This is a genomic window from Krasilnikovia sp. M28-CT-15, assembly GCF_047159595.1.
Lineage (GTDB): Bacteria > Actinomycetota > Actinomycetes > Mycobacteriales > Micromonosporaceae > Actinoplanes.
The window spans coordinates 3,715,713-3,739,226 of the sequence record NZ_BAAGAK010000001.1; the positions used below are offsets into that span (position 1 = coordinate 3,715,713).

Consider the following 23,514-nt stretch of genomic DNA (forward strand, 5'->3'; position numbering starts at 1 on the left):
ACGATCAGCGGCGGGGATCGGGCGTGCGTCACCGCCCGGGTGCGTTATCGCAGCGCCATGTCGGCCAGCCTGCCCGCGCTCAGCACGTGCACGGCGTCGACCGCATCCAGGCCCTCGCGGCGGTGGGTGAACACCAGCACGGACAGGCCCGTACCGGCCGCCAGCAGGTCCGCCATCAGCGCACCGGCCTCGTCCTCGGCCAGGCCCTCGGTCGGCTCGTCGAGGATGAGCACGCGCGGGCCGGTCAGCAGCGCGCGGGCGGTCGCCAGTCGCCGCCGCTGACCACCGGAGACGGTGGTGCCCCCGGTGCCGAGCCAGGTGTCGAGGCCGTCCGGGAGCCGGGCCGGCCAGTCGCCGAGGCCGACCCGGGCGAGGGCGGTCAGTAGTTGGGCGTCGGTCGCGGTGGGGCGGGCCAGGCGCAGGTTCTCCCGTACGGTGGAGGCGAAGACGTGTCCGGTGTCGTCGCCGACCAGGGCGATGGTGCCGCGGACGGCCTCGTCCGGCAGGGCGCGCAGGTCCGTGCCGTCGATCGATACCGCGCCAGCGCGCGGGTCGAGCAGCCGGGCCAGCACGGCGGCCAGGGTGGACTTGCCGCTGCCGGACGCGCCCAGCACCGCGATCCGCCCGCCGGCAGGCAGGTCCAGGTCGAGTCCGCGCAGCGTCGCCGGAGCGTCGGCACGCCAGCCCGCCACGAGCCCGCGGACCCTGACCTCCGCCCCGGCCGTGGCTCCCGCCGTGACCGGCAGGGCCGGACGAGCGGCTGTCCCAGCCACCGGCCCGCCCACCGCCGCCCGCGTCGATGTGGACGCCCGCGAGCTGGACGCCCGCGAGGTGGACGCCCGTGAGGCGGGCGGCGCGGTGGCGAGCGCCGCCAGGCGGGTCTGCGCTCCCGCGGCCCGGCGGCGGGCGACCGCCGCGTCCGGCAGACCGGCGACGGGCTCGTTCAGGGCGACCACCCCGAGCAGCAGCACCGCGGCCCACTCCGGGGCGACACCGGGCACCGCGCTCAGCGCGAGGGCGGTGCCCACCACGGCCACCCCCCAGCCGAGGTGCGCCACCGCGGCGGCCCCGCCCGCGCCCCACGCCGCGCGGGCCTCCACCGTGGACAGCGCACGACTGCGCCGGTCCGGTACGGCCAGCGCCGCCCGCGGGTCGCGGGCGGCCAGTTCCTCCAGCGCGTCGACGGACTCCACCAGGGCGTCGCGCAGTTCGGCGCGGGCCCGTCCGGTGTCCGCGTCCAGCCGGGCCGCCCGGCGCCCGGCCAGGGCCGGCGCCGCGACGGCGGACAGGCCCAGCCCGGCGGCGAGGGGCAGCAGGACGGCGGGCTGCACCGCCACCGCGGCGGCCCCGGCCACACCCACGGCCAGCGTGGCGGCGGCCCGGGGTAGGCGCCCGCGCAGCAGCCCGTCCACCCGGGCGTCGACGTCGTCGACCACGCGGGTCAGCAGGTCGCCGCGGCGGTGCAGGTCCGGACCGGGTACGCGGGGGATCAGGCCGGCGTACACGCGGGCACGCCAGGCACCCAGGCGGGCGAAGGCGACCTCGTGCGACGCCAGCCGTTCCAGATAGCGCAGCAGCGGCCGGGCCAGCGCCGTGGCCCGCACCATCACGACCGCGGCCGACAGCGTCAGCACCGGCGGCAGCGCGGACGCCCGGACGAGCAGCCACGCGGCGGCGCCGGTCAACGCGATCCCGGCCAGCCACGACGCCGCACCCAGCACGACCGCCGTTCCGGGCCGACGCACGACCGCGTCGACGCGGCCGGGGCGTGCGCGGCGGCTGGGGCGTGCGCGGCCCCGACCGGCCGGTGCGGGCGCGGCCGGGCCCGGGTGGCCGACGCCGACCGCGGTGCCGCCGTGACCCGTGGGGGGTGAGGCCGCACCGGGCCGGGCGTCGAGGGCGGCGGGGAGTCCGGTGTGGACGGACACGGCGCCGCCGGGGTGGGCGCTGGAGGCGGCCCACGGTCCGGTGTGGATGGAGGCGGCATCGGGACGGGCGGTGTGGATGGTGACCGTGCGGTCGGCCGCGGCCAGCAGTGCGGGCCGGTGCGCCACCGCCAGCACCGCGCACCCGCGCCGGGCGGCCGCCCGCAGCTCTGCCACGACCAGCCGCTCCGCGGCCGGGTCGAGGTGCGCGGTCGGCTCGTCCAGCAGCAGGGTCACCGGCTCCCGGCGCGCCTGGTGCAGGAGCACGGCCAGGGCGAGCCGCTGCCGCTGTCCGGCGGACACGCCCGCGCCGTGCTCGCCCAGCGGGGTGGCGGGTGCCAGCTCGCCGTCCAGGCCCACCGTCCGCAGTGCCGCGTCGATCAGTGCCGGGCCGGGGGGCGGCTCCGGCGCGGTGGCGAGCGCGAAGACGTCGGCGACCGTACGCGCGTGGGCCAGCATCGGCCGCTGCGGCAGATACAGCGGGCGCGGCCCGGTGCCGATCACGGTGCCCGAGCCGGGCGGTTGCAGCCCGGCCAGTACCCGAAGTGCGGTGGTCTTGCCCGCCCCGGACGTGCCGCGCAGCGCCACGAACTCGCCCGCCGCCACCACGAGTCCCGGCAGGACCAGGGCGTCCACCGTGGTGCCGGGGTGGCGTACTCGCAGGTCGGCGGCCGCGACCCCGGGGCCGGTCCCCGCCGCGTCCTCGACGACCGCGGCCGGGACGCCGTCGAGCACCTCGTCCACCTCCGCGATGACCGCGGCCGCGTCGGTGCTGGCGTGGTAGCGGGCCGCCATCTCCCGCAGCGGCCGGTACGCCTCCGGCGCCAGCAGGATCACCAGCAGGGCGGGTGCCAGCGCCAGGTGCCCGGCCGCCACCCGCAGCCCGACGGTCACCGCGATCAGCCCCACCGACAGCGTGCCCACCAGGTCCAGCGCGGTCGAGGACAGGAACGCGACCCGCAGCACCCGCATCGTGGCCGCGCGGTGCCGCTCGGTCATCGCCGCGACGACCGGGACCTGCCGTTCTGCCCGCCCGTACGCGCGCAGCGTCGCGAGGCCGCGCACCACGTCCAGGAAGTGGCCCGCGAGCCGGGCGTCGGCGGCCCATCGTTGCCGGGCGCGTGCCTGGGTGGCCCACCCGATCAGGGCGCCGAGGAGGGGGAGCAGTGGCAGGGTGGCGAGCGCGACCAGTGCCGACGGTGGGTCCACGACGGCGATGGCGGCGACCACCAGCGGGGGCAGGGCGACGCCGAGGACGAGCGCGGGCAGGTATCCGCTGAACCATGGCCGCAGGGCGTCCAGCCCGGTGGTGAGCACGGCGGTGAGCCGTCCCGCGCCGTACCGGGCGGCCCAGGCGGGGCCCCGGCGCAGCGCCGCGGCCAGCACGGCCCGGCGCAACTCGTCGCCGACCCGGACCGCGGCGCGCTGGGCGACCACCTGTTCGGACCAGGCGAATCCGGCCCGGGCGAGGTACGCGGCGGCCAGCAGCGCCACCGCCACGAAGTCGAGGTGCCCCGCGACGGTCCGGGCCAGCGCCACGGCCAGCAGCAGCGTCGCCCCGGCCTGCCCCGCCCCGAGCGCGGCGAGCACGGCGATCGGGGTCCGGCTGGCCCGGGCGTGCCGCACCAGCCGCCGGTCCAGCGGGCCGCGGGTCACGACGGGACCCGTTCACTGGCGACGCGCCGCCGGAAGACCCAGTAGGAGAAACCCTGGTACACCAGCACCCCCGGCAGGATGATCGCCCCGGCCACGGTGAGCAGCCGCAACGTGGATGCGGTCGCCGCGGCGTCGGTGAGGGTGAGCGACCAGGCGGGGTCCAGCGTGCTGGGTAGCACGACGTTGCCGTGGGCGGTGAACACCGCGGTCACCGCACCCGCCACCCCGAATGCCGCGACGGCGAACGCCGCCGCCTCGCGCCGGTCGCGGGCCAGCAGCGCCACCGCGGCGCACGGCAGCGCCGCGGCCAGCGGGGTCGCCGTCCCACTGGTGGCCGCCGCCGCGACCAGGCCCGCGCCGAGCAGCGCCGACGCGGCGATGCAGACGCGCCGGGCGCGGCGCCGGACGGGCCCGGTGGTGCGCAGTGCGAGGAATGCCGCCCCGAGCAGCACCGCCACGACGAGCCCGGCCGCCGCCCCGGCCGCCGCGGCGGGGGTCAGCAGCGGGTCGAGTGTGCGGGACAGCCCGGAGCCGGTGACCTCGCGGTCGGGTCCGAGGGCGAGCCCGTGCGTCAGCACCGCCAGCACGGCACCCCACAGCAGGGCGATCCCGCCGGAGCTGGCCGCGAGGGCGGTGTCGCAGCCGCGTCGCCAGCGCGCCCCGTCGGACTTGCCGCGGAACTCCAGCGCCACCCCCCGGATCGCCAGCAGCAGCAACAGCGCGACCAGCGGCAGATACAGGCCGGAGAGCAGGGCCGCATACCAGTCGGGGAACGCCGCGAACGTCACCCCGATCGCGGCGACCAGCCAGACCTCGTTGCCGTCCCAGAACGGCCCGATCGTGCGGATCGCCGCGGCCCGCTCGTGCTCGTCGCAGCCGAGGAACGCCGCCAGCAGGCCGACGCCGAAGTCGAAGCCCTCCAGGACGAAGAACAACACCCAGCAGAGTACGACCAGCGCAAACCAGAACGTGACCATGTCGGCTCCTCAGTAGACCGGGGCGGGTTCGGAGACGACCTGGCCGGCGTCGGCGACAGCGGGGTCCAGGGGCCGCCGTGCGAGGCGACGGACGAGGCGCAGCCAGACGACCGCGAGCACGCCGTACACGGCGGTGAAGCCGAGCAGGGAGGCGAGCACCTCGGCGCTGGTCAGACCGGGCGACAGGCCGTCGGCGACCGTGGTGAGCCCGAACGCCAGCCAGGGCTGGCGGGCCGTCTCCGTGAAGATCCAGCCGAACGTGTTGGCCGCGGCGGGCAGCAGCGGCAGCACCGGCAGGGCTCGCACCAGCAGCCGGTGCGGGGTGCGCCCGCGCCGCCCGGTCCACAGGTACGCGGCGGCGAGCGCGGCGGCCACCATCCCGACCCCGATCATGAGCCGGAAGCTCCAGAACGCCACGGGGACCATCGGGACGTAGCTGCCGGGGCCGTACTGGGCGGCGTACTGGGCCTGCAGGTCGTCGATGCCGGAGACGGTGGCGCCGGGAGCGCCCTTGGCGAGGATGGACAGCAGGTAGGGCACCTCGATACTGAAGAACGGCCGCCCGTCGCCACCGCCGCCGAGCGCGAACACGGAGAACGGCGCGCCCGTGGCGGTGGCGTACAGGGCTTCGGCGGCGGCCATCTTCATCGGCTGCACCCCGGTGATGACCTTGCCGAGGTGGTCGCCGGTGAGCGCGGTGAGCGCGCCGCCGACGGCGGTGAGCCAGCCGCCGAGCCGGGCCAGGGTGCCGAACGCGGCCTTTTCGCTGGACGCGGCCTTTTCGCTGGACGCGGCCTTTTCGCTGGACGCTGCGTCCACAGCGGATGCGGCCGCCGCGGCGGATCGGACCCGCCACGCGCCGATGGCCAGCAGCAGTGCCCCGCCGGCCATCGCGGCCCCGGCCAGGGTGTGCGGGAACGCGGCCAGGTTGACCTCGTTGCCCATCAGCGCGGTGAGGCTGGTGAGCCGGGCGCGCCCGGTGGCGGGGTCGAGGGCGTACGCGACCGGGTTCTGCATGAACGAGTTGGCGGCCAGGATGATGAACGCGGACAGCACCGTGCCGACGGCCACGATGACGATGGTGGCGGCGTGCACCGCCCGCGGCAGCCGGTCCCAGCCGAAGTACCACAGCGCGAGGAACGTGGCCTCCAGGAAGAACGCGAGCATGCCCTCGACGGCCAGGGTGGGTCCGAAGACGTCGCCGTAGAAGCGGGCGAAGTTGCTCCAGCCCAGTCCGAACTGGAATTCCTGCACCAGCCCGGTGACCACCCCGACCGCGAACGTGACGATCAGCAGCGCGCCGACGAAGCGGGTGAGTTGCCGGTACTTGTCGGCGCCGGTGCGCAGCCAGGCCAGTTCGAGGCCGGCGGCGGTGGCGGCGAGGCTGATCGACAGCGGCACGAACAGGTAGTGGTAGATCGTCACGACCGCGAACTGCAGCCGGGTCAGGTCGAGCACGTCCATGCCGGGGGCCCCTCCCTCTACGACGAAACGTAGTAGATACTACGACCCGTAGTACGACGCGGCGAGTAGAGTGGCTCACATGGCCGGGCTGGGCGACCTCGAGCGCGAGGTCATGACGCAGTTGTGGGACGCGGGCGAGCCGCTGACCGTACGGCAGGTGCATGAGCGGCTCAGCCGCGAGCGCGACCTGGCGTACACGACCGTGATGACCGTGCTGGACCGGCTCGCCAAGAAGGGCGTGGTACGTCAGCAGCGTGCCGACCGCGCCTACCGGTACCTGCCGGCGCAGAGTCGCGAGGAGATGACCGCGGCCCTGATGATGGACGCACTCAGCGCCACCCCGGACGGTGAACCCCGCGACGCCGCCCTGGCCCACTTCCTCGGCCGGCTCGCCCCGGCGAAGCTCACCGCCGCGCTGGAGGCGGCCCGGCGGGCGGCGGGCGGTTGACCGCCCTGCTGCTCGGCGCGCTGGGCCTGACCCTGTCGCTGGTGATCCCCGGCCCACTCGCAGCGGCCCGCTGGCCCGAACGGGCCCCCGCCGCCGCCGTCGCGCTGTGGCAGGCGATCACGCTGGCAGCGGTGCTCTCCGCGCTCGGCGTGGTCCTCGCCGCTCCCGAGGAACTGGTCCGCGCGTACGGGTCCGGACGCCGGATGGCCGCCGTCGCCCTCGTCGGGGCGCTCGCGGTCGCCGCGCTCATCGTGCTGCGGCTGGTCGGCTCGCTGGCCGGGGTGATGTACCGCTCCCGGGCCCGCCGGGCCCGCCACCGGCTGCTCGTGGACCTGCTCGACCGCGTGGAACAACACGGCGACCTCGGGGTACGCGGGCTGCGGGTGCTCGACGGCGAGGTGCCGTTCGCCTACTGCGTGCCCGGCCGCTCGCCGCGGGTGGTGCTCAGCGGCGGCGCGTTGAAGCTGCTGCGCGCGCCGGAGGTGGCCGCGGTGCTGGCGCACGAGCAGGCGCACCTGCGGCACCGGCACGACCTGGTGCTGGAGTCGTTCACCGCGTTCTACCGGGCGGTGCCCGGGCCGCTGCGCAGCCGGGCGCCGCTGGACGCCGTACACATGCTGCTGGAAATGGTCGCCGACGACGCCGCCCGCCGCCGCTGCGGCGTCGCCCCGCTGCGCGTGGCCCTGGCCCGGCTGAGCGAGGCGACCCCGCTGCGGGCGGACACGGCCCCGGCGGACGTGACGCCGCTGCCGAAGGATGCGGCACCGGCCGGGCAGCCGGGGATGCCCGCGGTGGAGAGTCGCCGCCGGTGGGATCGGCTGGCCGCACCGCTGCCACGGCCGGTGCCGCTGGCCGCGTTGGTGCTGGTCGCCGCGTGCGGCCTGCTGGTGCTGCCCACGGTCATCCTGGTGCTGCCCTGGCTCGGGCGGGCCCTCGCGGCCTGGCCGCTTTAGATCTTCCTTAATTAACTCAGCGTCAGCACCGTTATGCGGTGGGTTTTACCGGTACCACCCACTTCAATGCGGGGGATCTTCCGGAGTACGGTGGTCCCCGGCTCGGCAGCCCCCCATCGTCCACACCGGGCGATCTGGCGAGCCACCGCCTGATCGTGCACACGAGCCGGGACCCACCGCAGGTGGGTGACGCCACGGACACCCTCCGTGGCGGGCGTTCTTTCGCCCTTCCCGGTCCGCTGGCCGGTCGGCGGGTGCGGCAAGAAAGGACGGCCGACCGCCGTGTACCGGGTTGAGGCGCCTCGCGCCGCACTGCGCCGCCTGCTCTGCGCACTCGTCGCGGTGGGCCTCGTGCTCACCGGCGCGTCCGCCGCCATCGCCGCGCCGTCGCCCGCCAGCGTCCTGGCCGCCCCCTCGCCCGCCGGCATCGAGGCCCAGATCGACAAGCAGTGGAACGAGCTCGAACCCGTCATCGAGCAGTACAACCACGTGCACTCCCAGCTGCTGGGCAACCGCAAGCGGCTCAAGGCCATCTCCGACCGGCTCGCCCCCCTGCAACTCCAGGTCGACCTCGCGATGTCGGAGGTCGGCGGGATGGCGTCGGACGCGTACATGCAGGGGGCGCCCAACGCGCTCAACGCGATGATCGTGAGCGGCTCCCCGACGGGGCTGACCGACAAGCTCACCTACATCGACCAGCTGGCCCGTCATCAGCGGGAGTCCATCGCCGACGTCGCGGTCCTGCGCGACCGGTACGCCAAGGACAAGCAGGACCTCGACGTGCTCACGCAGACGGTGGCGGCCCGCGACGCCGACCTCGCGGGCAAGCGCAAGGCGATCGAGCAGAAGATCGCCGGGCTGCAGAAGCTGCGCACCCAGGCGTACGGCGCCGCGGGCGGGGACGACGGTCTGCTGCGCACCGGGCCGTGCCCGGTCACGTACACCAACGACAAGGGTGGCCGGGCCGCGCAGCGCGCTTGCGACCTCATCGGCAAGCCGTACGTGTTCGGTTCCGAGGGGCCGGGGACCTACGACTGCTCCGGGCTGACCAAGGCGGCGTGGGCCGCCGTCGGCGTGCACCTGGAGCACTACACCAGGGACCAGTGGGGCTCGGGCAAGCCGGTCACCCGCGGCGAGCTGCAACCCGGTGACCTGGTGTTCTTCTACGGCGACGTCCACCACGTGGGCGTTTACATCGGCGGCGGCAAGATGGTGCACGCCCCGCACAGCGGCGACCGCGTCAGAATGGCGCCGATCGACCGCGGTGGTATCCCGATCGCGGGCTACCGCCGACCGGGCTGAGCCTGGCGGATCGAAGTCGAGGGTGGCCCGGGCCGCCGGGTCACCCGGCGGCCCGTCCCGGTTTCAGCCCTCGACGCGGTGCGCGGCCCAGAACGACGTCAGGTCGGTCGAACCCGCGGCCGCCTGCGCGGCGGCCTTGAAGTCGGCCACCGTGGACACGCCGTACCAGTGCGCGGCGGCGTACGACCGGAGCAGGTCCTCCATCGCCGGGGTGCCGATGAGCCGGCGCAGGTCGTGCAGCGTGCACTTGCCGTAGCCGTACACCACGGTGGAGTACCGGCCGGAGTGCTGATCCCAGTACGCCATCGGGTTGGTCAGCTTCTCCGCGGCCGACTGCCAGGTGATGCCGCAGCCCGCGCCGGTCTTGTTGAAGTACAGGTCGGTGGCGTAGTCGGTGAAGCCCTCGTCGAGCCACGGCGTCGCGTACTCGTCGTCGCCGACGATGCCGTAGAACCACTGGTGCGCCAGCTCGTGCGCGAGCGCGGTGGTGCTGACCAGGTCCAGCACGAAGCCCGGGTACTCCATGCCGCCGAACCAGAACCCGTTGTCCAGCACCACGTCCGCCTCCGCGTACGGGTAGGCGCCGAACCGGGCGGCGTGAGCGTCCAGCGCCCCCTTCGCGGTGTTGAGCATCGAGGTGGCGTTGCGGTTGCTGATCGCGTTCACGGAGTACACGTTGACCCGGACGCCGCCCGCGGTGGTGCCGGAGATCTTCTTGAACGGCCCGGACGCCCAGGCGAACTCGCGGACCTTGGCGGCGACCGCGCGGGTGACCGTGCGCCCGGACGACCCCGCGGTGTCGGTAGAGGTGCCGGTCGCCGGCACCGCCAGCCCGTTCGGGTGGTCGAGGGTCACGTCGAAGTCGCTGGCCAGGGCGTAGAACGACTCGCCGTTGTTGGTGTACGGGTCGAGGTGCCACCCGGCCGCGTCGCGCACCGCCAGCACCGGCAGGGCATTGCCGATGAAGGTGTAGTTGCCGTCGTAGCCGAACCGGTCGACGCCGGAGGTCACCGCGATCCGCACGTCGAAGCCGATGGTGCCGGTCCCGCCCTGCGGCACCGGGGCGGGCAGGGTGATCTTCACGGCGGTGCAGGCGACCTCGAGCGCCCCGGCGGTGCCCCCGGTGACGTTGCTGACCGTGATCGGCGGGCTGGCGCAGCTGCCGTGGGCGTTGTCCCAGAGCCGCAGGTACACCTCGGTCAACGCGACCGGCGACGGGTTGCTGAACGTCACGCTCTCGTGGCCGGTCCAGGTGCGTCCGGTGGTGTCGCTGGTCAGGGAAATCGTGTACGCCGGGGTCCCCGGTGTCCGGGTGGCGTCGGCCACGGCGGCGGTGGTCAAGGCGCCGGTGGTCAAGGCGCCGGTGGTCATGGCGCCGGTGGTCGAGGCCCGGGCGGGCGCGGCACCGGCGGGTGCGGCCGGCACGGCGAGACCCGCGGCCAGCAGCAGTACGCCGGGCAGGAATCCGAATCGCATCTGGGCGTCCTCAAGATCGATGGGGTGCGTCATCGACCAGCATGATTGCGTGGTCCGCACCCCGGCAACCGGGGAAGCCCTTGCGCTGCCACCACGCTCAGTTCCAGGGAGCGATGGTCTCCTGCTCGATGTAAACCTCGCAGCGGTTGCGGCCGCGCCGCCGGGCCCGGTGCATCGCCGTGTCGGCGTGCTGCAGCAGGGTCTCCGCGTCGGATCCGCCCGGGTGCGCCAGTGCCAGGCCGACACTGCAGGCTACCTCCAGCCGCGCGCCCGCCACCGCCTGTGCGGTGATCCCGCGCAGGATCCGGGCGGCCACCCGGCGGGCCTTCTCGGCGCCGGCCACGCGGCCCAGCAGCACGCCGAACCGGTCGTCGTCGAGCCGCGCGGCCACGTCGGTGTCGCGCACGGCCCGGCGCAACACCTCGGCGACATCGGTGAGCAGCTTGTCACCCGCGTCCTTGCCGTACGTGTCGACCAGGCCGGTGAAGCCGTCGACCTTCACCACGAGCACACCCACCGGGTGCTGGTAACGCAGGCCGTGGCGCAGCGCCCGGTCCACGTCGCGCTCCAGCGTCGTGGCGGTGGCCAGCCCGGTCAGCGGGTCCCGGCCCGCGGCCCGGGACAGCTGCATGCGCAGGGCGCGCTGCTCGGTGACGTCGCGTACCCGGATCAGCAGCGCGGCGACGGCCGGCTCGGCCAGCAGGTTGTATCCGGCCAGCTCGTACCAGCGCCAGTCGCCGTCGCCGTGCTTGACGCGCAGCTCGGCCGAGTGTTCGGCCTCCCCGGTGCGCAGCCGGGCGCGCAGCTGGGCGGCGACCGTCCGGTCCTCGGGGTGGATGCGTTCGCGCAGCCCCATGCCGAGCAGGCGGGTCGCCTCGAGCCCCAGCACCCGAGGGGCGGACGGGCTGGCGTAGGCCACCTCGCCCCGGCTGTCGGTGAGCACCACGAGATCGGCGCCGTCGCGCAGCAGGGCCTCGTACCGGCGGCCCGTGACCCGCACGGTCTGCTCGGCGTGCTCGCGGCCGGAAGCGGAGGTGCCGAGGATCCATCCGGTCGTCACCATCGCGAGGCCCACCAGGGCCCCCAGGACGTGTCCGTGCGGCTGCGGCAGGTGGCCGGGGAGCATTCCCGCCGCGACGCCCGCCTCGCCCAGGGCCAGTGCGGCGGCTCCGGCCACGGCCGCGGGCAGCCAGGCCCGGCCACCGGTACGGTGTACCACCAGCGCCAGCAACGGCAGCTGGAGGATGGCCAGAGCCGCACCCCAGCCAGTGAGATACAGCGCTGCCGTGACCGCGACGACGGGCAGCGCGGCCTGCGCCCAGTACCCGACCCGTCCGGCGCACGTGCGGCCGTACCGCAGAGCGTTCACCCCGTACCGATGCATCCTGTCGTGCTCCCTGGCCCCGTTCCTCGGGCCGCGTGGCTACCACGCGGTCTCCTCTGATCGGCCGGGCGGTTCCCGGTCTGCAGCCTTCCGGCCGGAAAGTGAGCAGGAGGATGCCGGGCCCGTCGCCCTCGACCGCTACCAGGGCCAAGAAGACGATCTCGGCGGCCGGATCGGGCCGGACCGACCCGGCGGCGCTCCGGGCTTCAGCCGTGATCTACCTACGGGCTGCGCACGCGGGCGGCCGACGGGGGAGCCGCCGGCCGCGCCGCCGTGGTGCCGTCCTACAGGCCGAGGATGGCGAGGACCTGGTTGAGCAGCTCCGCGATCAGGCTCAGCGACGGGTTCGGCCCGTTGAGCAGGTTGGCGATCGCGCAGAGCAGGTTGCCGAGCAGGTCGCCCGGGCCGGGGTGTGCGGTGATGTCGAGCACGACCCGGTTGAGGTGAACGACGAGACCCAGCAGGTTCAGGTCCAGCGGGCCGAGTTCCAGGTGCAGGATCGGGCAGGGTGCGAGGGCCTGCGCCTGGGTGCCGGACGGGATTTGGACCGGGATCGTCACCACCGATTCCGTGCTGCGGGCGGCGCCCGTGGCGTCGGTGAGGACAGCGTGCAGGGTGCCGGTGGCGGTCAGCTGTCCGTCCTGGACGGCGAACCGGGTCGGGTCGAACGTGCCCGCCACCGTGCCGGGCTGGCCCGCGGCGTCGGTGAACGTGCCGTCCACGGTGGAGGTCAGGGTGCCGGCGTCCGAGCTGGCCAGGGCCGAGGCGGGTGCGGGGACGGCCGCGGCGGGAGCCGCGGTGAGGGTCACGCCGGCCACCATGACAGCGGCGGAGAGCAGGGCGGCGCGGACGGTTCCGATGCGCATGAGAGCGCTCCTTTCGATCGACGAACGTCGTCACGCGCCCCAATCCCCGGTGCTGCCGGGAAAAAACAAACAATCCTCCCTGAATCATTCAGATAGCGCGAAGCGGTCGGTTCAGTCCGGTTGCCACCTGCGGTGCGACGCCGCGCCATGCCGAGCAACAGGCTTGTTCGTCAAGCGGCGTTCGGGTGGGTGAGCTGCCGATCTCAGTTCTGCCGGGTCCAGCGCATGGACAGGCCGGTTGCGGCACGCTCGGTGCGGATCTCCATCACGGTGCCCAGGATGGTGGCCCGGTCCAGCACCAGCGGCGCGCCGTCGAGCCCGGAGGTGACCCGTTCGGACACGAAGACGGGCGTCGCGGCCGGGCAGTCCAGCAGGGCCGCGGTGGGCGCGTCGAGCAGTCCGGGGCGGATCACCTCGGCCGCCCGGTGCACCACCACACCCTGCTCCGCGACCGCGGCGTACAGGCTGGTCAGGTCAGCGTCGCGCAGCGCCGCGCCGAGCGGTTCCGGCACCCAGGACACCTGGTGTACCGCCGGGCGCCCGGCGAGCCGGCGCAGCCGTTCCAGCCGCAGCGCGCGCCGCCCCGGGCCGAGGGCCAGCTGTTCGGCCACCGCGGCATCCGGGCGGCGCAGCGTACGGCCGAGCACCTCGGTCGTCACGACCTGCCCCTGCGCCCGCAGATCCTCGGCGAGCCCGCGCAGCGAGTCGAGCCGGTACGCCGCCCGAGGCTCCGCGACGAACGTGCCGCGCCCCGCCTGCTGGGTCAGCAGGCCGTCGTCCTCCAGCCGTTGCAGGGCCTGGCGCAGAGTGGCCAGCGTGACGCCGTACGTGGCGCTCAGCTCCTTCTGCGGCGGCAGGGCCGAGCCGGGCGGCAGCGCGCCGCCGCGGATCCGGGCCGCCAGGTCGGCCGCGATGGCCTGGTACTTCGGCGTGCGCCGCTCCAGTGGACACCCCTCTCATCCCGCGCGGTGCGCAGCGCCGCGACGTGGGGGCCGGATCGTCCGCTGTGGCCCCGACGAGCACCCTACGCAGCCGGGGGAGCCTGGGCGCACCGTGGCCCCGGGGGGTGCACCCCCCGGGGCCACGTGTGATCGCTGGCGGGTCAGCCCGCGGCGACCTGGTACAGCCGGTCCGGCGCGACCGCGCCGACCAGGACCCGGCCGTCGTCGGTCAGCAGCGCACTGAACAGCGTGCTGGACAGCAGCCGCCCGCTGCCCCAGGTGCCGCTCACCTTCGGCAGGCTGTCGAGCACGGCGCCCACCATCGCCGTCTCGCCCTGCTTCGCGCCCGCCTGCTTCTGCCACCCGTCGGGCAGCTTCGCCACCAGCACCGAGGTCCAGCCCTTACCGATCACGGTCGGCTCGGCCCCGGCGGCCGTTGCCTTCGGCGCACCGGCGGGCGGCTTCGCACCCAGGGGCGCCTTGCCGTGCTCCGCGTCCGCGTGCGGTTTCGCGTTGCTCACCTTCGCCCCGGCGGGCGGGTTGAACACGAACTGCTCCGGATCCGGTGCGGTGAAGCTGATCTGCTGGAACGCCACCCGGACCGCGGGGGCGGTGGCGTCCTTGGCGTACACGTCGACGCGCAGCGGGATGTGCGTCTTCGCGTCGATGGCCAGGCGGACCTGCCCGAGCAGCGAGGCGGTGTCGCGCGGAGCCAGCACCAGCTCGTACGCGTCGCGCCCGGCGACCTTGGCGGCGCCGGTCGTGCTGACCTGGGTGGTCGGGTCGATCGCGGCGAGGGCGGCGTCCGCCGCCTCCTGCGGGGTCGAGGGAATCCCGGACGGCAGGGCCTTCGGCGTGTCGGCGCCGTCGCGGGGCAGCGTCACGTGGGTGGCGGTGTTGTCCTTGCTGCGCCACAGCCATACGTCCTGGCCGTTGCGGATGACGTCGGTCTCGCCGAGCATGGTCTGGGCGGCGACCCGCATCCTGTCCTTACCGGCATACCAGACCCGGGCGCTGTTGTTGCCGGTCACCATCTTGGTCAGATCGGTGTTGCCGGCGGTGAGCCCCGGCAGGGCCGGCAGGCCCAGGTCGGCGGTCTGCACGATCGTGCCGGACAGCCCGTCGACGTGCGCGTTGTGTACGTCCACCAGCAGCTGCGCCGCGCTGCGTTCCGGCAGCGACGGGTCGGCGCTGGCCACGATCGTCCCCGCGGCCGCCCCACCGCCGATCACCACCACGGCTGCTGCCGTCGGTACGAGCCAGCGCATCGCCGGCCTTGATCCGAACAGGGACACGTCCCACACCTCCTGAGATCTCGTGCGTCCCATGGTGCGCTCAGGCGCCTGTGACCACGCTGAGAAAAACCCGTAGGGGTGGGGCGGGCGTGCCATCGTGGTCTGGTGCGGGTGCTGGTGGTGGAGGACGAGGCGCGCCTGGCCGCGGCGCTGCAACGCGGCCTGCAGGCCGAGGGCTTCGCGGTGGACGTGACCGGCGACGGCCAGGACGGGCTGGAACTCGCCCGGCACGGCGGCTACGACGCGATGATCCTCGACGTGATGCTGCCCCGGCTGTCCGGCTACCGGGTCGTGCGCCAGCTGCGCACGGAACGCAACTGGCTGCCCGTCCTCATGCTCAGCGCCAAGGACGGCGAGTACGACCAGGCCGACGGGCTCGATTGCGGCGCCGACGACTACCTCACCAAACCGTTTTCGTACGTGGTGCTGTTGGCCCGGCTGCGGGCCCTGCTGCGCCGCGGGGTGCCGGAGCGGCCGACGGTTCTGAGCTTCGGCGACATCGAGCTGGATCCGGCCGTTCGCCGGGTCACCGTGGCCGGCGACGAGGTCACCCTGACCGCCCGCGAGTACGCCCTCCTGCAGTACCTGCTGCGCCGCCCCGGCGAGGTGCTGTCCAAGACCGAGCTGCTCGACCACGTGTGGGACGCCGCGCTCGACACCGCCCCGAACGCGGTCGAGGTGTACGTCGGCTACCTGCGCCGAAAGATCGGCCGGGAGCGGCTGGAGACGGTCCGCGGCGCGGGCTACCGCCTCGCGGCCGTCCCGTCCGCCGGGGCCTGACGCGGGTGCGCCGGCTGCGCGGGCTCAGCCTGCGGGTCCGCCTGCTGCTGGTCACCGTCCTGGTGCTGGTCGTGGGCCTCGGCATCGGCGGGGTGGCGCTGGTGGCAGCGCTGAACGTGGCGCTGCTGCGGGCGGCCAACACGGAGGCGCTGGACACCGCGAACGCGGTCGCGCGCCTGGTCGACGAGGGATCACTGTCCGACCCCATCCCGGCGCCGCCGGGCGTGCAGGTGCAGGTGGTGGACGCGCAGGACCGGGTCACGGCCGTCTCGGTCGGCACCGACCGGCTGGTGCCGATCCTGTACCCCACGGAGCTGCACACGATGCCCGACCGGGCCGGGCGCTACCTGCCCGGGGACCGGATCGGCCTGCCGGGCCGGGTGCGGGTCGTCGTGGTCGGGGCCGGCCCGGCACACGACCGGGTCAAGGTGCTGGTGGCCCGCTCGACGGCGGATCTGTCGCAGGGCGTGCACGTGCTGCGGGGCCTGCTGCTGGTGGCGTTCCCGCTGCTGGTCGGGCTGCTGGCGCTGGTGGCGTGGCGGCTGGCCGGTGCCACCCTGCGCCCGGTGGAGGCGCTGCGTGCGGGCGCGGAGCGGATCACCGGCGCGACCCCCGGGCGGGGGACGGGCCCGCCGCAGCGGCTGCCCGTACCGGACACGGGCGACGAGATCCACCGGCTGGCGGTCACGCTCAACGACATGCTGGACCGGCTGGGGGCGGCCCGGGCGCGGCAGCGTGCGTTCGTCGCGGACGCCGCTCACGAGCTGCGCAGCCCGCTCACCAACATGCGTACGGAGTTGGAGGTGGCGCAGCGCCTGCCGGACGGTACGGACTGGCCGGCGCTCGCCGACGACCTGCTCACGGACCTGGTGCGGCTCAGCCGCCTGGTCGACGACCTGCTGCTGCTGGCCCGCTCCGACGAGACGACCCGGACGGCGCCGGCGCCCACGGCCGAGGTGGACGTGGGGGAGCTGCTGGCACAGGTGGCCGCCCGCTACGCGGCGGTGCGCTTCGTGCCGCCCGCGGAGCCGCTGCACGTCACGGGCGACCCGGACGCCCTGGCCCGCGTGGTGGCCAACCTGCTCGACAACGCGGTACGGCACGCCGCCACGACGGTGGAGCTGGCGGTGGCTGCCGACGGTGCGTACCGGAGCATCACGGTGACCGACGACGGCCCGGGCATCCCCGCCGCGGACCGGGAGCGGGTCTTCGACCGGTTCACCCGGCTCGACGACGCGCGGGCCCGTGACGCGGGCGGCACCGGGCTCGGCCTGGCCATCGTGCGCGAGCTGGTCCGCCGCCACGGCGGCACGGTCACCCTCGCGGACGCGGATCACGGCCTGCGGGTCACCGTGCGCCTGCCCGGCGACTGACCGTCGCGGCACCCGGGCGGCGCTTCGTAGACTGGCGGCATGGCGCACGGGTACGAGTCCGCCGTCGACCGCCTGATCCGGCAGGCGCAGGAGCAGGGCGAGTTCGACAACCTGCGGGGCACCGGCAAGCCGCTGTCCGATCACGGCCGCGAGTACGACGAGGACTGGTGGATCAAGGACTGGCTGGCGCGTGAGGGCGCCGGGTCCGGGGTGCTGCCGTCGACGCTGGCGCTGCGCCGCGAGGTCGAGGATCTGCCGGCCGCGGTGGACCGGCTGCACACCGAGGAGGCGGTGCGGGGGCTGGTCGCCGACGTGAACGAGCGGATCCGCAAGGCCCGGGCGGGGCTGCTCGACGGTCCGGCCGTACTGCTGCCGCCGTGCGATCCGGATGAGGCCGTCCGCGGCTGGCGCGAGCGCAGGTCGGCCTGAGTGCCGACGGAACGGCGCCATGTCCCGGCGCCGTCTCCGTCCCGGAAGAAACGCCGGCGTCAGGCCTTCTCGATGAGCTTCAGCGGGTCGGCGGTGAGGGTGTCGCATCGGACGAACGCGAGGTGGATCTTCACGTCGGTGAACCACAGCACCGGCAGGGTCAGCGGGGGCGGGGAGTCCGGGGTGAAGGTCACCGGGATGAGCCCGAACAGCTTGCCGGTGAACTTCGGGGTGTAGAACCGTACGTTGCCCTCGGTGGTGAGGTTGCCGCTGCTGATCTGGGTGGTGTGCCCACCCGCCTCGCCGACCGTCAGCTGGAACGGCTTGGTGACGGATTTGGTCATGCTGAACTTGAGCACCTTGAGCGGTCCGCTCGGGGTGGTCACCGTCGTGACGCCGTCGTAGCTCGAGTTGTACATGGTCAGCGAGTCGCCCTCGAGGGTGCCGCCGTTCAGCGACACGTCGGGCAGGTCGTCCGGGCTGGCCTGCTTGAAGACGCGCGGGCCCAGGCACGGGATGTCCGACGTCGACGGCTTGGGGGTGTTCGTCGGCGTCGGGTCGGCGGTGGGCGTCTTCGCGGTCGACGGGTCACCGGCCGGGGGGTCCGCCGCGGGCTTGTTGTCGGCCGGGGCGCTGGTGGTCTCCGCCGGGGCCGGGTCCTTCGGGGCGGGTTCTTTCGGGGCGGGTTCTTTCGGGGCCGGGTCCTTGGCGGTGGCGGTCGGGGTGGGCGCGGGTGCACTCGACTCGCTGGTGCTGGGCGCGGGGTCGGCGGCCTTCTCGTCACCCCCGAGACCCAGCAGGTCGCCGACGCCGTCGACGACCGCGCCGGCCGCGTCCTTGATGCCGTCGAGGACCGGGTGGTCACTCTCCTCGTCGTCGGCGCTCGCGGAAGCGCTCGACGACTGGGTGGTGCTCTCCTTGGCGGTGGCCCCGGTCTTGCCCGTGGCCGAGGCGGCCTTCGCGGCGGTGCTGGCGTTCGTGCTCTTGGTGGTGCCGCGCGGGACCGCCTTGGTGGCCGCGGACCGCGACGAGGAGGCGGCGGCACGCGCCGGTGCGGACGAGGCCGCGGCGGAGGTGGAGCGCGACGGCAGGCCGTCCGGGCACTCGTCGGCCGAGGCGGGCAGGTGGCTGCCGGCCACCATCATCGCGGTCATCGCGGTCGGCACGAGGGCGATGACGAACATCTTGCGGTGCGAGCCGCGCGGTGACGGCGGCTGCTGCTGGTCGTCGGGCTCGGTGAACCCCGGGAGGATGGCGGTGGTGATGTTGTCGGACGCCTGCTGCGGCGTGCGCGCCGTGTCGTCGTACGCGGGGTCCGCCGGGTGGCCCGGCTCATCCGGCGCGGTGCCGTCGGTGACCGCCGGGGCGGGGCGTCGCGGCGCCCACGCCAGGGTCAGCGCGCCACCGAGGATGCCGAGGATCATGCCGATGAAGAAGCCGCCCAGGTTGAGGCCGATCAGTGAGTACAGGGAGGTGAGCAGCCCGATGATGCCGTAGAACAGGCGCTGTCCGGGGGTGATCCAGACCAGTACGCCGCACAGCAGCAGGAGCGCGGGGAGCAGGTAGGACAGGAAGCCGGTCGGTCCGACGTGAACCTGCATATCGCCGATCGTCTGGTTGGCGCTGACGAACAGCTCCAGCCCGGCGAGCAGGAGCAGCAGACCACCCCAGAACGGCCGGCGCCGACGCCACGCGCGGAACCTCTGCCATTTGCTCGCAGTTGCCACGTACTCCTCCAAAAGAACCTCAGCCGGTACGGCATGGATGAGGCCCGCGGAGGTTTTCCGCGGGCCTCGGGTGTTACCTCAGAAGCACTCCGCCGGCTTGCCACTCACCGGGTCGAAGTTGAGATTCAGGCTCAGGCCCTTGAGCGAGAACTGGGCCGCGGTGGCCGAGTACCCGATCTGGTGCAGGTTGGTGATGACGACGCTGTCGGCCTCCTGGCCGAAGCCGGCCGCACCGTTCTTGGTCTCGTCGTGCGCGTCGGGACCGCCCTTGGTGAGGGTGGACGCCGCCGCGCCGATGTTGATGTTCTTGAAGTCGGCGTCGCCGGACAGCTCCGTCAGGCCGATCAGCAGCTGGCTCGCCTCGGCGGGCCTGCCGGCCTCGCGGCCGGCCCGGATGGTGAGGCTCACCGGAAGACCCGGGGTCTTCACCGACTGGCAGAGGTTGGTGAGCTTCGCCTTGTTGATGCCGGAGAGCGCGACCGGCAGGTCCTTGCCGCCCTCTGTATGCACGCTGCCGCCGTACTGGGCGAAGCCGTCGCCCTCCAGCTTGTCGGCCGAAATCTTGAAGCTCTGGCCCGACACGTTGAAGGTCGCGGCCAGCGCGCCGTTGGCGATGCCCAGCACGATGCCACCGGCAACGAGTGTGGGCACGCCCACGGCTACGGCGAAACGGCGCCAGTTCGTACCGCCGTACGCCGGCTCGCCTTGTTCATCCTTCACGGATCCTCCTCGTGGAACATGGGGGACGGGTGCGGGCACACCGCCATGCGGCTCGCATCGACGGAGGACTCCTTCGTCTACCGCCAGTAGTGAGGCCAGTCGATGCGACCGTCGTAATGTGCGGGAAATGTTGCCGCTCACGGCACTGCGAGACAAGAGGCTCGGCTACCCGCGAGTAACCCAGGTCACGGGATCCTGATTACTCAGCGTGATGGAAATAGACGGATGTGACGTGGATCATTGGTTGGAAGTGGACACTTCGACCCGCTGAGGACGTTGTGACCGTCACCACACGTGTATGTAAGCGCCAAATTACGGATCGGTAACAATGCCTCGAGATCGCTGAACCTGCATGGCCTGCCGGACGATAAGTGGGGATTTGGTCCGTGATGGGCGCCACAGGTTAGGGGTCGTTCAGTCACCAGTTCGAGTGATCCGCCCAACAACGGTCTCGCCTTGGGTGCCCATCGGATCGCTCAGAGTCACAACGCCGGCGCGCCATCCGGTAGCTGCCCGCCGAGATCCGATCGACGGCGGATGGTCACTTTGTGAACCGCATACCCCTGCATGGCACCGCCGGAGCCGCAGGCCGGTCAGGACGCAAGGTCGACAGCCGAACCACAAAGAGCCCTGCGTCGCCGCTGCGGTGCTGCTGGGCCGGATGTGGGACCGCCCATGTCCGGTTCCCACGCGCTGGCCGTCGCGGCTAGCGTGGTGAGCGTGCTGGCCGCCGCGGGACTGGAGCTGAACCGGCTCACCGAGACCTACCCGACATGGGGAGCCCTGGCCGGCTCGCCGCCCGCCGCGTCCGAAGGACTCGGCGCCCGGCTCGCCCGGCGGACGGGCATGGCGGCGTGATCCGCCGGGCCGTGGCGCTGCTCGGCGTCGCTGTGCTCGGTGGCTGCGCCGCCGCGGCCCCAATGCCCACCACGGCGCCGCTGACCGTGGTCACCTTCGGTGACTCCGTCGCCGCCGGCACGGACTGTGACTGCACCCCGTTCCCCGACCTGTACGCCGGCCGGATCGGCGCCCATTCGATAAACCTGGCGGAGGCCGGGTCCACCGCCGCGGACGTCGCCGCCGAACTGGACACCGACGAGGGCACCGAAGCGGTACGCGGGGCGAATGTGGTGCTGCTGATGGCGGGCGCGAACGACGTGGCCGACGCGTTCGACGCGAACACCGGCGAGCAGGGGTACGCCCAGGCCGCCGACTCCGTGCAGCGCGAGGTCACCGCAGCGCTCACCCGGGTCCGCGAACTGCGCGGCCCCGGCGTGGAGGTGCTCGTGGTCGGCTACTGGAACGTCGTGGAGGACGGTGACGTGGCGCGGGTGGACTACGGCGACGACGGGGTGGCCGAGGCGGCTTCCGCGACCAGGTACACCGACGACGCGCTGCGCCGGGCGGCGGCCGCGGGCGGAGCGGCGTACCTGGACACGTCCGCGGCGTTCAAGGGAGCCGACGGCCGGGCGAACCCGACCGCCCTGCTGGCGGAGGACGGCGACCACCCGAACGCCCGCGGCCAGGCGGCGATCGCCGCGGCCGTGTACGAGGCACTGCCCGACCCACCACTGTGACCGGTCGCGGCCGTTTCCAGATATGTCTGAGGTTTTGCCGCGTCCAGACTCGACGCGGTGACGCTGCGCACGATGTGCCCGGCTGCCCTCACTCCAGCGCCGCCACCGGCCGATCGGAGAGCTGCAGCGAGTATGCGCGGATTCGTCCGCGGCCCCCGACTACCCGGGAGTGCGTCGATGAAGACGTCCTTGATCACGGTCAGGTCCGGCGCCGGCCGGTTGGTGCGGCTGGTGACCGACCGGCGGGTGAATACCAAGATCTGGCTGGCCGTCGCCCTGATGGCGCTGGCCGCCGTCGGGGTGTCCGCCGCCGCGTTGATCGGAATGCGGCAGATGCAGGCAGGCTCCGACTACCTGTACCGGCAGGCGCTGGTCCCGATCACCGACCTCACCCGGATGCAGCACGCCGCCGAGTTGACCCAGGTCGGGTTGCTCAACGCGGCCGCGTCCGCGGAGCCCGCCCAGATCACCGAGTACCTGAAGGACAGCCGGGCCCAGGACAAGATCTTCGACCAGGCGCTCGCGGCGTACAAGCGCTCCGACATGACCGGGCGGGAGCAGGCACTGGCCAAGGTCACCGGCTCGATGTCGCGGTACCGCACGTTGCGCGACGACTGGATGGCGCCCGCGATCCAGCGCGGCAACCTGGTCGGGTTCCGTGGAGTCCGGGACGGCCAGGGCACGGTGGTGCTGTCCGAACTCAACGCTGGACTGGACCAGCTCGTCGAGATCGAGACCGCGGCCGCCCACGCGCAGAACACGGACTCGCGTGCCACGTACGTCAGCTCCCGCACCATGGTGATCGCGTTCGTGGTGCTGGGCGTGCTGCTCGCGGGCGTGGTGAGCTGGCTGATCGCCCGGGCGATCACCCGCCCGCTGGCCCGCTGCGTCGCGGCGCTGCGCCGGGTGCGCGACGGCGACCTGACCGTACGGGTCCGGATGTCCGGCCGCGACGAGGTGGCGCAGCTGGCCGTGGCGCTGGATGCCTCGACGGAGTCGACCGCGGTGATGGTGGGCGAGGTCGTGCAGAGCGCGGCGCGGGTGGCGCACGCGGCGGAGGAGTTGTCGGCGGTGTCGACGCAGTTGTCGGCCGCGTCGGAGGAGACGTCGGCGCAGGCGGGGACGGTGTCGGCGGCTGCGGAGCAGGTGTCGGGGAATGTGCAGACGGTGGCTGCGGGTGCGGAGCAGATGTCGGCGTCGATCGGTGAGATCGCGGGCAACGCCGGTGAGGCGGCGAAGGTGTCGCATCAGGCCGCGGAGGCTGCGGCACGCACGAACGAGATCGTGGCGCAGTTGGGGCAGTCGTCGGCGCAGATCTCCGGGGTGGTGCAGTTGATCACGTCGATTGCGGAGCAGACGAACCTGCTGGCCCTGAACGCGACCATCGAGGCGGCCCGGGCCGGCGAGCACGGAAAGGGATTCGCGGTGGTGGCCACCGAGGTGAAGGACCTGGCGCAGGAGACCGCGCGGGCGACCGGCGACATCGCGGCACGGATCACGGCGATCCAGGACGAGACGGCCCAGGCGATCACGGCGATCGGGGAGATCGCGGTGGTGACGGGCCAGATCAACGCATACGCGTCGACGATCGCTGCGGCGGTGGAGGAGCAGACCGCGACCACCAGCGAGATGGTGCGCAACGTGGCGGAGGCCGCCTCAGGGACCGGAGAGATCGCGGGCAACATCGCGGGGGTGGCGGCGGCGGCGGACTCAGCGGCCTCGGGCGCCTCGGAGACCCAGGCGACCGCGAACAACCTGGCCGCGATGGCCACCGAACTGCAGCAGCTGGTCTCGATCTACCAGACCTGAGCCCCACGGTCGGCAAGCCACCAACCGGCACGGCGTCCCGTGCCGGTTGGCGGCGCTCCGGCCCTGGCCAGTCAGTAGACGCGGGGTCGCCCGCGGAGAGTGCGCGTCCGCCTCGGTGAGGTGGACGCGCACCGTGCGCTGATCGTCGTCCGGCCGCTGCCGGGTCACGAGCTTGCGCCGGCTGAGCCGGGCCAGCGCGGTGGACACAGTGGACGCCCGGATTCCCGCACCCGCGGCCAATTCGGCCGGCCGAGAGCGTGCCGGGGCAGGCGAAGCGGCGGCCCAGCAACATCCAGTCGCTGAGCTGCAGGTCGAACCGGCGTAATGCCTCCGACAGCTGGGCAGTGATCAGCGATCCGGCCAGTGCCAGCAGGTAGGCCCTGTCAGCGCTCCGCCGGCGCACTCAAATTGT

Annotated in this window: 20 protein-coding genes; 9 read left to right on the top strand and 11 right to left on the bottom strand. The window is 73.6% G+C overall.

What is annotated here, in order from left to right:
• Positions 1-44: 44 nt before the first annotated feature.
• The 3 genes from cydC to ACMCNO_RS17140 are packed head-to-tail and all read right to left on the bottom strand — an operon-like array spanning position 45 to position 6,022.
• Positions 45-3,581: a thiol reductant ABC exporter subunit CydC gene (cydC, locus tag ACMCNO_RS17130; protein ID WP_412750442.1), complete on the bottom strand. Its 3,537-nt coding sequence runs from the start codon at positions 3,579-3,581 to the stop codon at positions 45-47.
• Complete coding sequence (gene cydB / locus ACMCNO_RS17135; protein ID WP_412750443.1) at positions 3,578-4,558, bottom strand: cytochrome d ubiquinol oxidase subunit II; 981 nt, start codon at positions 4,556-4,558, stop codon at positions 3,578-3,580. Before cydB ends, cydC begins: the two co-directional genes overlap by 4 nt.
• A 9-nt stretch (positions 4,559-4,567) precedes the next feature.
• A complete protein-coding gene (locus ACMCNO_RS17140) occupies positions 4,568-6,022 on the bottom strand; it encodes a cytochrome ubiquinol oxidase subunit I (protein WP_412750444.1) in 1,455 nt (484 codons plus the stop codon).
• Between the two features lie 79 nt (positions 6,023-6,101).
• Here ACMCNO_RS17140 and ACMCNO_RS17145 point away from each other — a divergent pair, with 79 nt between their 5' ends.
• From ACMCNO_RS17145 to ACMCNO_RS17155, 3 genes are all read left to right on the top strand, one after another.
• Positions 6,102-6,470: a BlaI/MecI/CopY family transcriptional regulator gene (locus tag ACMCNO_RS17145; protein WP_412750445.1), complete on the top strand. Its 369-nt coding sequence runs from the start codon at positions 6,102-6,104 to the stop codon at positions 6,468-6,470.
• Positions 6,467-7,423 carry a M56 family metallopeptidase gene (locus ACMCNO_RS17150; protein WP_412750446.1) on the top strand — a complete coding sequence of 319 codons (957 nt, stop codon included), beginning with the start codon at positions 6,467-6,469 and terminating at the stop codon, positions 7,421-7,423. The genes ACMCNO_RS17145 and ACMCNO_RS17150 overlap by 4 nt, the downstream gene beginning before the upstream one ends.
• Before the next feature lie 282 nt (positions 7,424-7,705).
• Positions 7,706-8,725, top strand: coding sequence for an NlpC/P60 family protein (locus tag ACMCNO_RS17155; protein ID WP_412750447.1), 1,020 nt, complete (start codon positions 7,706-7,708; stop codon positions 8,723-8,725).
• Positions 8,726-8,788: 63 nt separating this feature from the next.
• Here ACMCNO_RS17155 and ACMCNO_RS17160 read toward each other — a convergent pair whose 3' ends face one another.
• From ACMCNO_RS17160 to ACMCNO_RS17180, 5 genes are all read right to left on the bottom strand, one after another.
• On the bottom strand, positions 8,789-10,234 hold the full coding sequence (locus tag ACMCNO_RS17160) for a M1 family metallopeptidase (protein ID WP_412750448.1): 1,446 nt from the start codon (positions 10,232-10,234) through the stop codon (positions 8,789-8,791).
• A gap of 64 nt (positions 10,235-10,298) precedes the next feature.
• Positions 10,299-11,570 carry a diguanylate cyclase domain-containing protein gene (locus tag ACMCNO_RS17165; RefSeq protein ID WP_412750449.1) on the bottom strand — a complete coding sequence of 424 codons (1,272 nt, stop codon included), beginning with the start codon at positions 11,568-11,570 and terminating at the stop codon, positions 10,299-10,301.
• 299 nt (positions 11,571-11,869) lie between these two features.
• Positions 11,870-12,451, bottom strand: coding sequence for a hypothetical protein (locus ACMCNO_RS17170; RefSeq protein ID WP_412750450.1), 582 nt, complete (start codon positions 12,449-12,451; stop codon positions 11,870-11,872).
• 203 nt (positions 12,452-12,654) lie between these two features.
• The gene (locus tag ACMCNO_RS17175; protein ID WP_412753729.1) at positions 12,655-13,395 is read right to left on the bottom strand and encodes a GntR family transcriptional regulator; all 741 of its coding nucleotides are present in this window, start codon (positions 13,393-13,395) and stop codon (positions 12,655-12,657) included.
• A gap of 158 nt (positions 13,396-13,553) precedes the next feature.
• Entirely contained in the window at positions 13,554-14,687 is a 1,134-nt protein-coding gene (locus ACMCNO_RS17180; protein ID WP_412750451.1) for a LolA family protein, read from the bottom strand.
• Positions 14,688-14,792: 105 nt separating this feature from the next.
• Between ACMCNO_RS17180 and ACMCNO_RS17185 the strand changes: the two genes are divergently transcribed.
• Genes ACMCNO_RS17185 through ACMCNO_RS17195 form a run of 3 tightly spaced genes read left to right on the top strand, consistent with a single transcriptional unit; the run spans position 14,793 to position 17,269 of the window.
• Positions 14,793-15,467 (top strand): response regulator transcription factor, encoded by a 675-nt coding sequence (locus tag ACMCNO_RS17185; RefSeq protein ID WP_130512952.1) that lies wholly within the window; start codon positions 14,793-14,795, stop codon positions 15,465-15,467.
• A gap of 44 nt (positions 15,468-15,511) precedes the next feature.
• A complete protein-coding gene (locus tag ACMCNO_RS17190; RefSeq protein ID WP_412753730.1) occupies positions 15,512-16,840 on the top strand; it encodes a sensor histidine kinase in 1,329 nt (442 codons plus the stop codon).
• 39 nt (positions 16,841-16,879) lie between these two features.
• Positions 16,880-17,269 (top strand): DUF1992 domain-containing protein, encoded by a 390-nt coding sequence (locus ACMCNO_RS17195; RefSeq protein WP_412750452.1) that lies wholly within the window; start codon positions 16,880-16,882, stop codon positions 17,267-17,269.
• A gap of 59 nt (positions 17,270-17,328) precedes the next feature.
• On the opposite strand, the gene ACMCNO_RS17200 is transcribed toward ACMCNO_RS17195, so the two are convergent.
• Positions 17,329-18,996 carry a DUF6114 domain-containing protein gene (locus ACMCNO_RS17200; protein ID WP_412750453.1) on the bottom strand — a complete coding sequence of 556 codons (1,668 nt, stop codon included), beginning with the start codon at positions 18,994-18,996 and terminating at the stop codon, positions 17,329-17,331.
• Positions 18,997-19,074: 78 nt separating this feature from the next.
• Positions 19,075-19,716: a DUF6230 family protein gene (locus tag ACMCNO_RS17205; RefSeq protein ID WP_412750454.1), complete on the bottom strand. Its 642-nt coding sequence runs from the start codon at positions 19,714-19,716 to the stop codon at positions 19,075-19,077.
• A 675-nt stretch (positions 19,717-20,391) separates the two neighbouring features.
• On the opposite strand from ACMCNO_RS17205, the gene ACMCNO_RS17210 reads away from it, so the two are divergent.
• The 3 genes from ACMCNO_RS17210 to ACMCNO_RS17220 all read left to right on the top strand — a co-directional run bounded on the left by ACMCNO_RS17210 (position 20,392) and on the right by ACMCNO_RS17220 (position 23,102).
• Positions 20,392-20,574, top strand: a complete 183-nt coding sequence (locus ACMCNO_RS17210) for a hypothetical protein (protein WP_412750455.1) — start codon at positions 20,392-20,394, stop codon at positions 20,572-20,574.
• Positions 20,571-21,293, top strand: a complete 723-nt coding sequence (locus ACMCNO_RS17215; RefSeq protein ID WP_412750456.1) for an SGNH/GDSL hydrolase family protein — start codon at positions 20,571-20,573, stop codon at positions 21,291-21,293. Before ACMCNO_RS17210 ends, ACMCNO_RS17215 begins: the two co-directional genes overlap by 4 nt.
• Positions 21,294-21,470: 177 nt before the next feature.
• Positions 21,471-23,102 carry a methyl-accepting chemotaxis protein gene (locus ACMCNO_RS17220; RefSeq protein WP_412750457.1) on the top strand — a complete coding sequence of 544 codons (1,632 nt, stop codon included), beginning with the start codon at positions 21,471-21,473 and terminating at the stop codon, positions 23,100-23,102.
• On the opposite strand, the gene ACMCNO_RS17225 is transcribed toward ACMCNO_RS17220, so the two are convergent.
• Positions 23,004-23,447: a MarR family transcriptional regulator gene (locus ACMCNO_RS17225; RefSeq protein ID WP_412753731.1), complete on the bottom strand. Its 444-nt coding sequence runs from the start codon at positions 23,445-23,447 to the stop codon at positions 23,004-23,006. The two genes, ACMCNO_RS17220 and ACMCNO_RS17225, sit on opposite strands and share 99 nt — an antisense overlap.
• Positions 23,448-23,514: the final 67 nt, after the last annotated feature.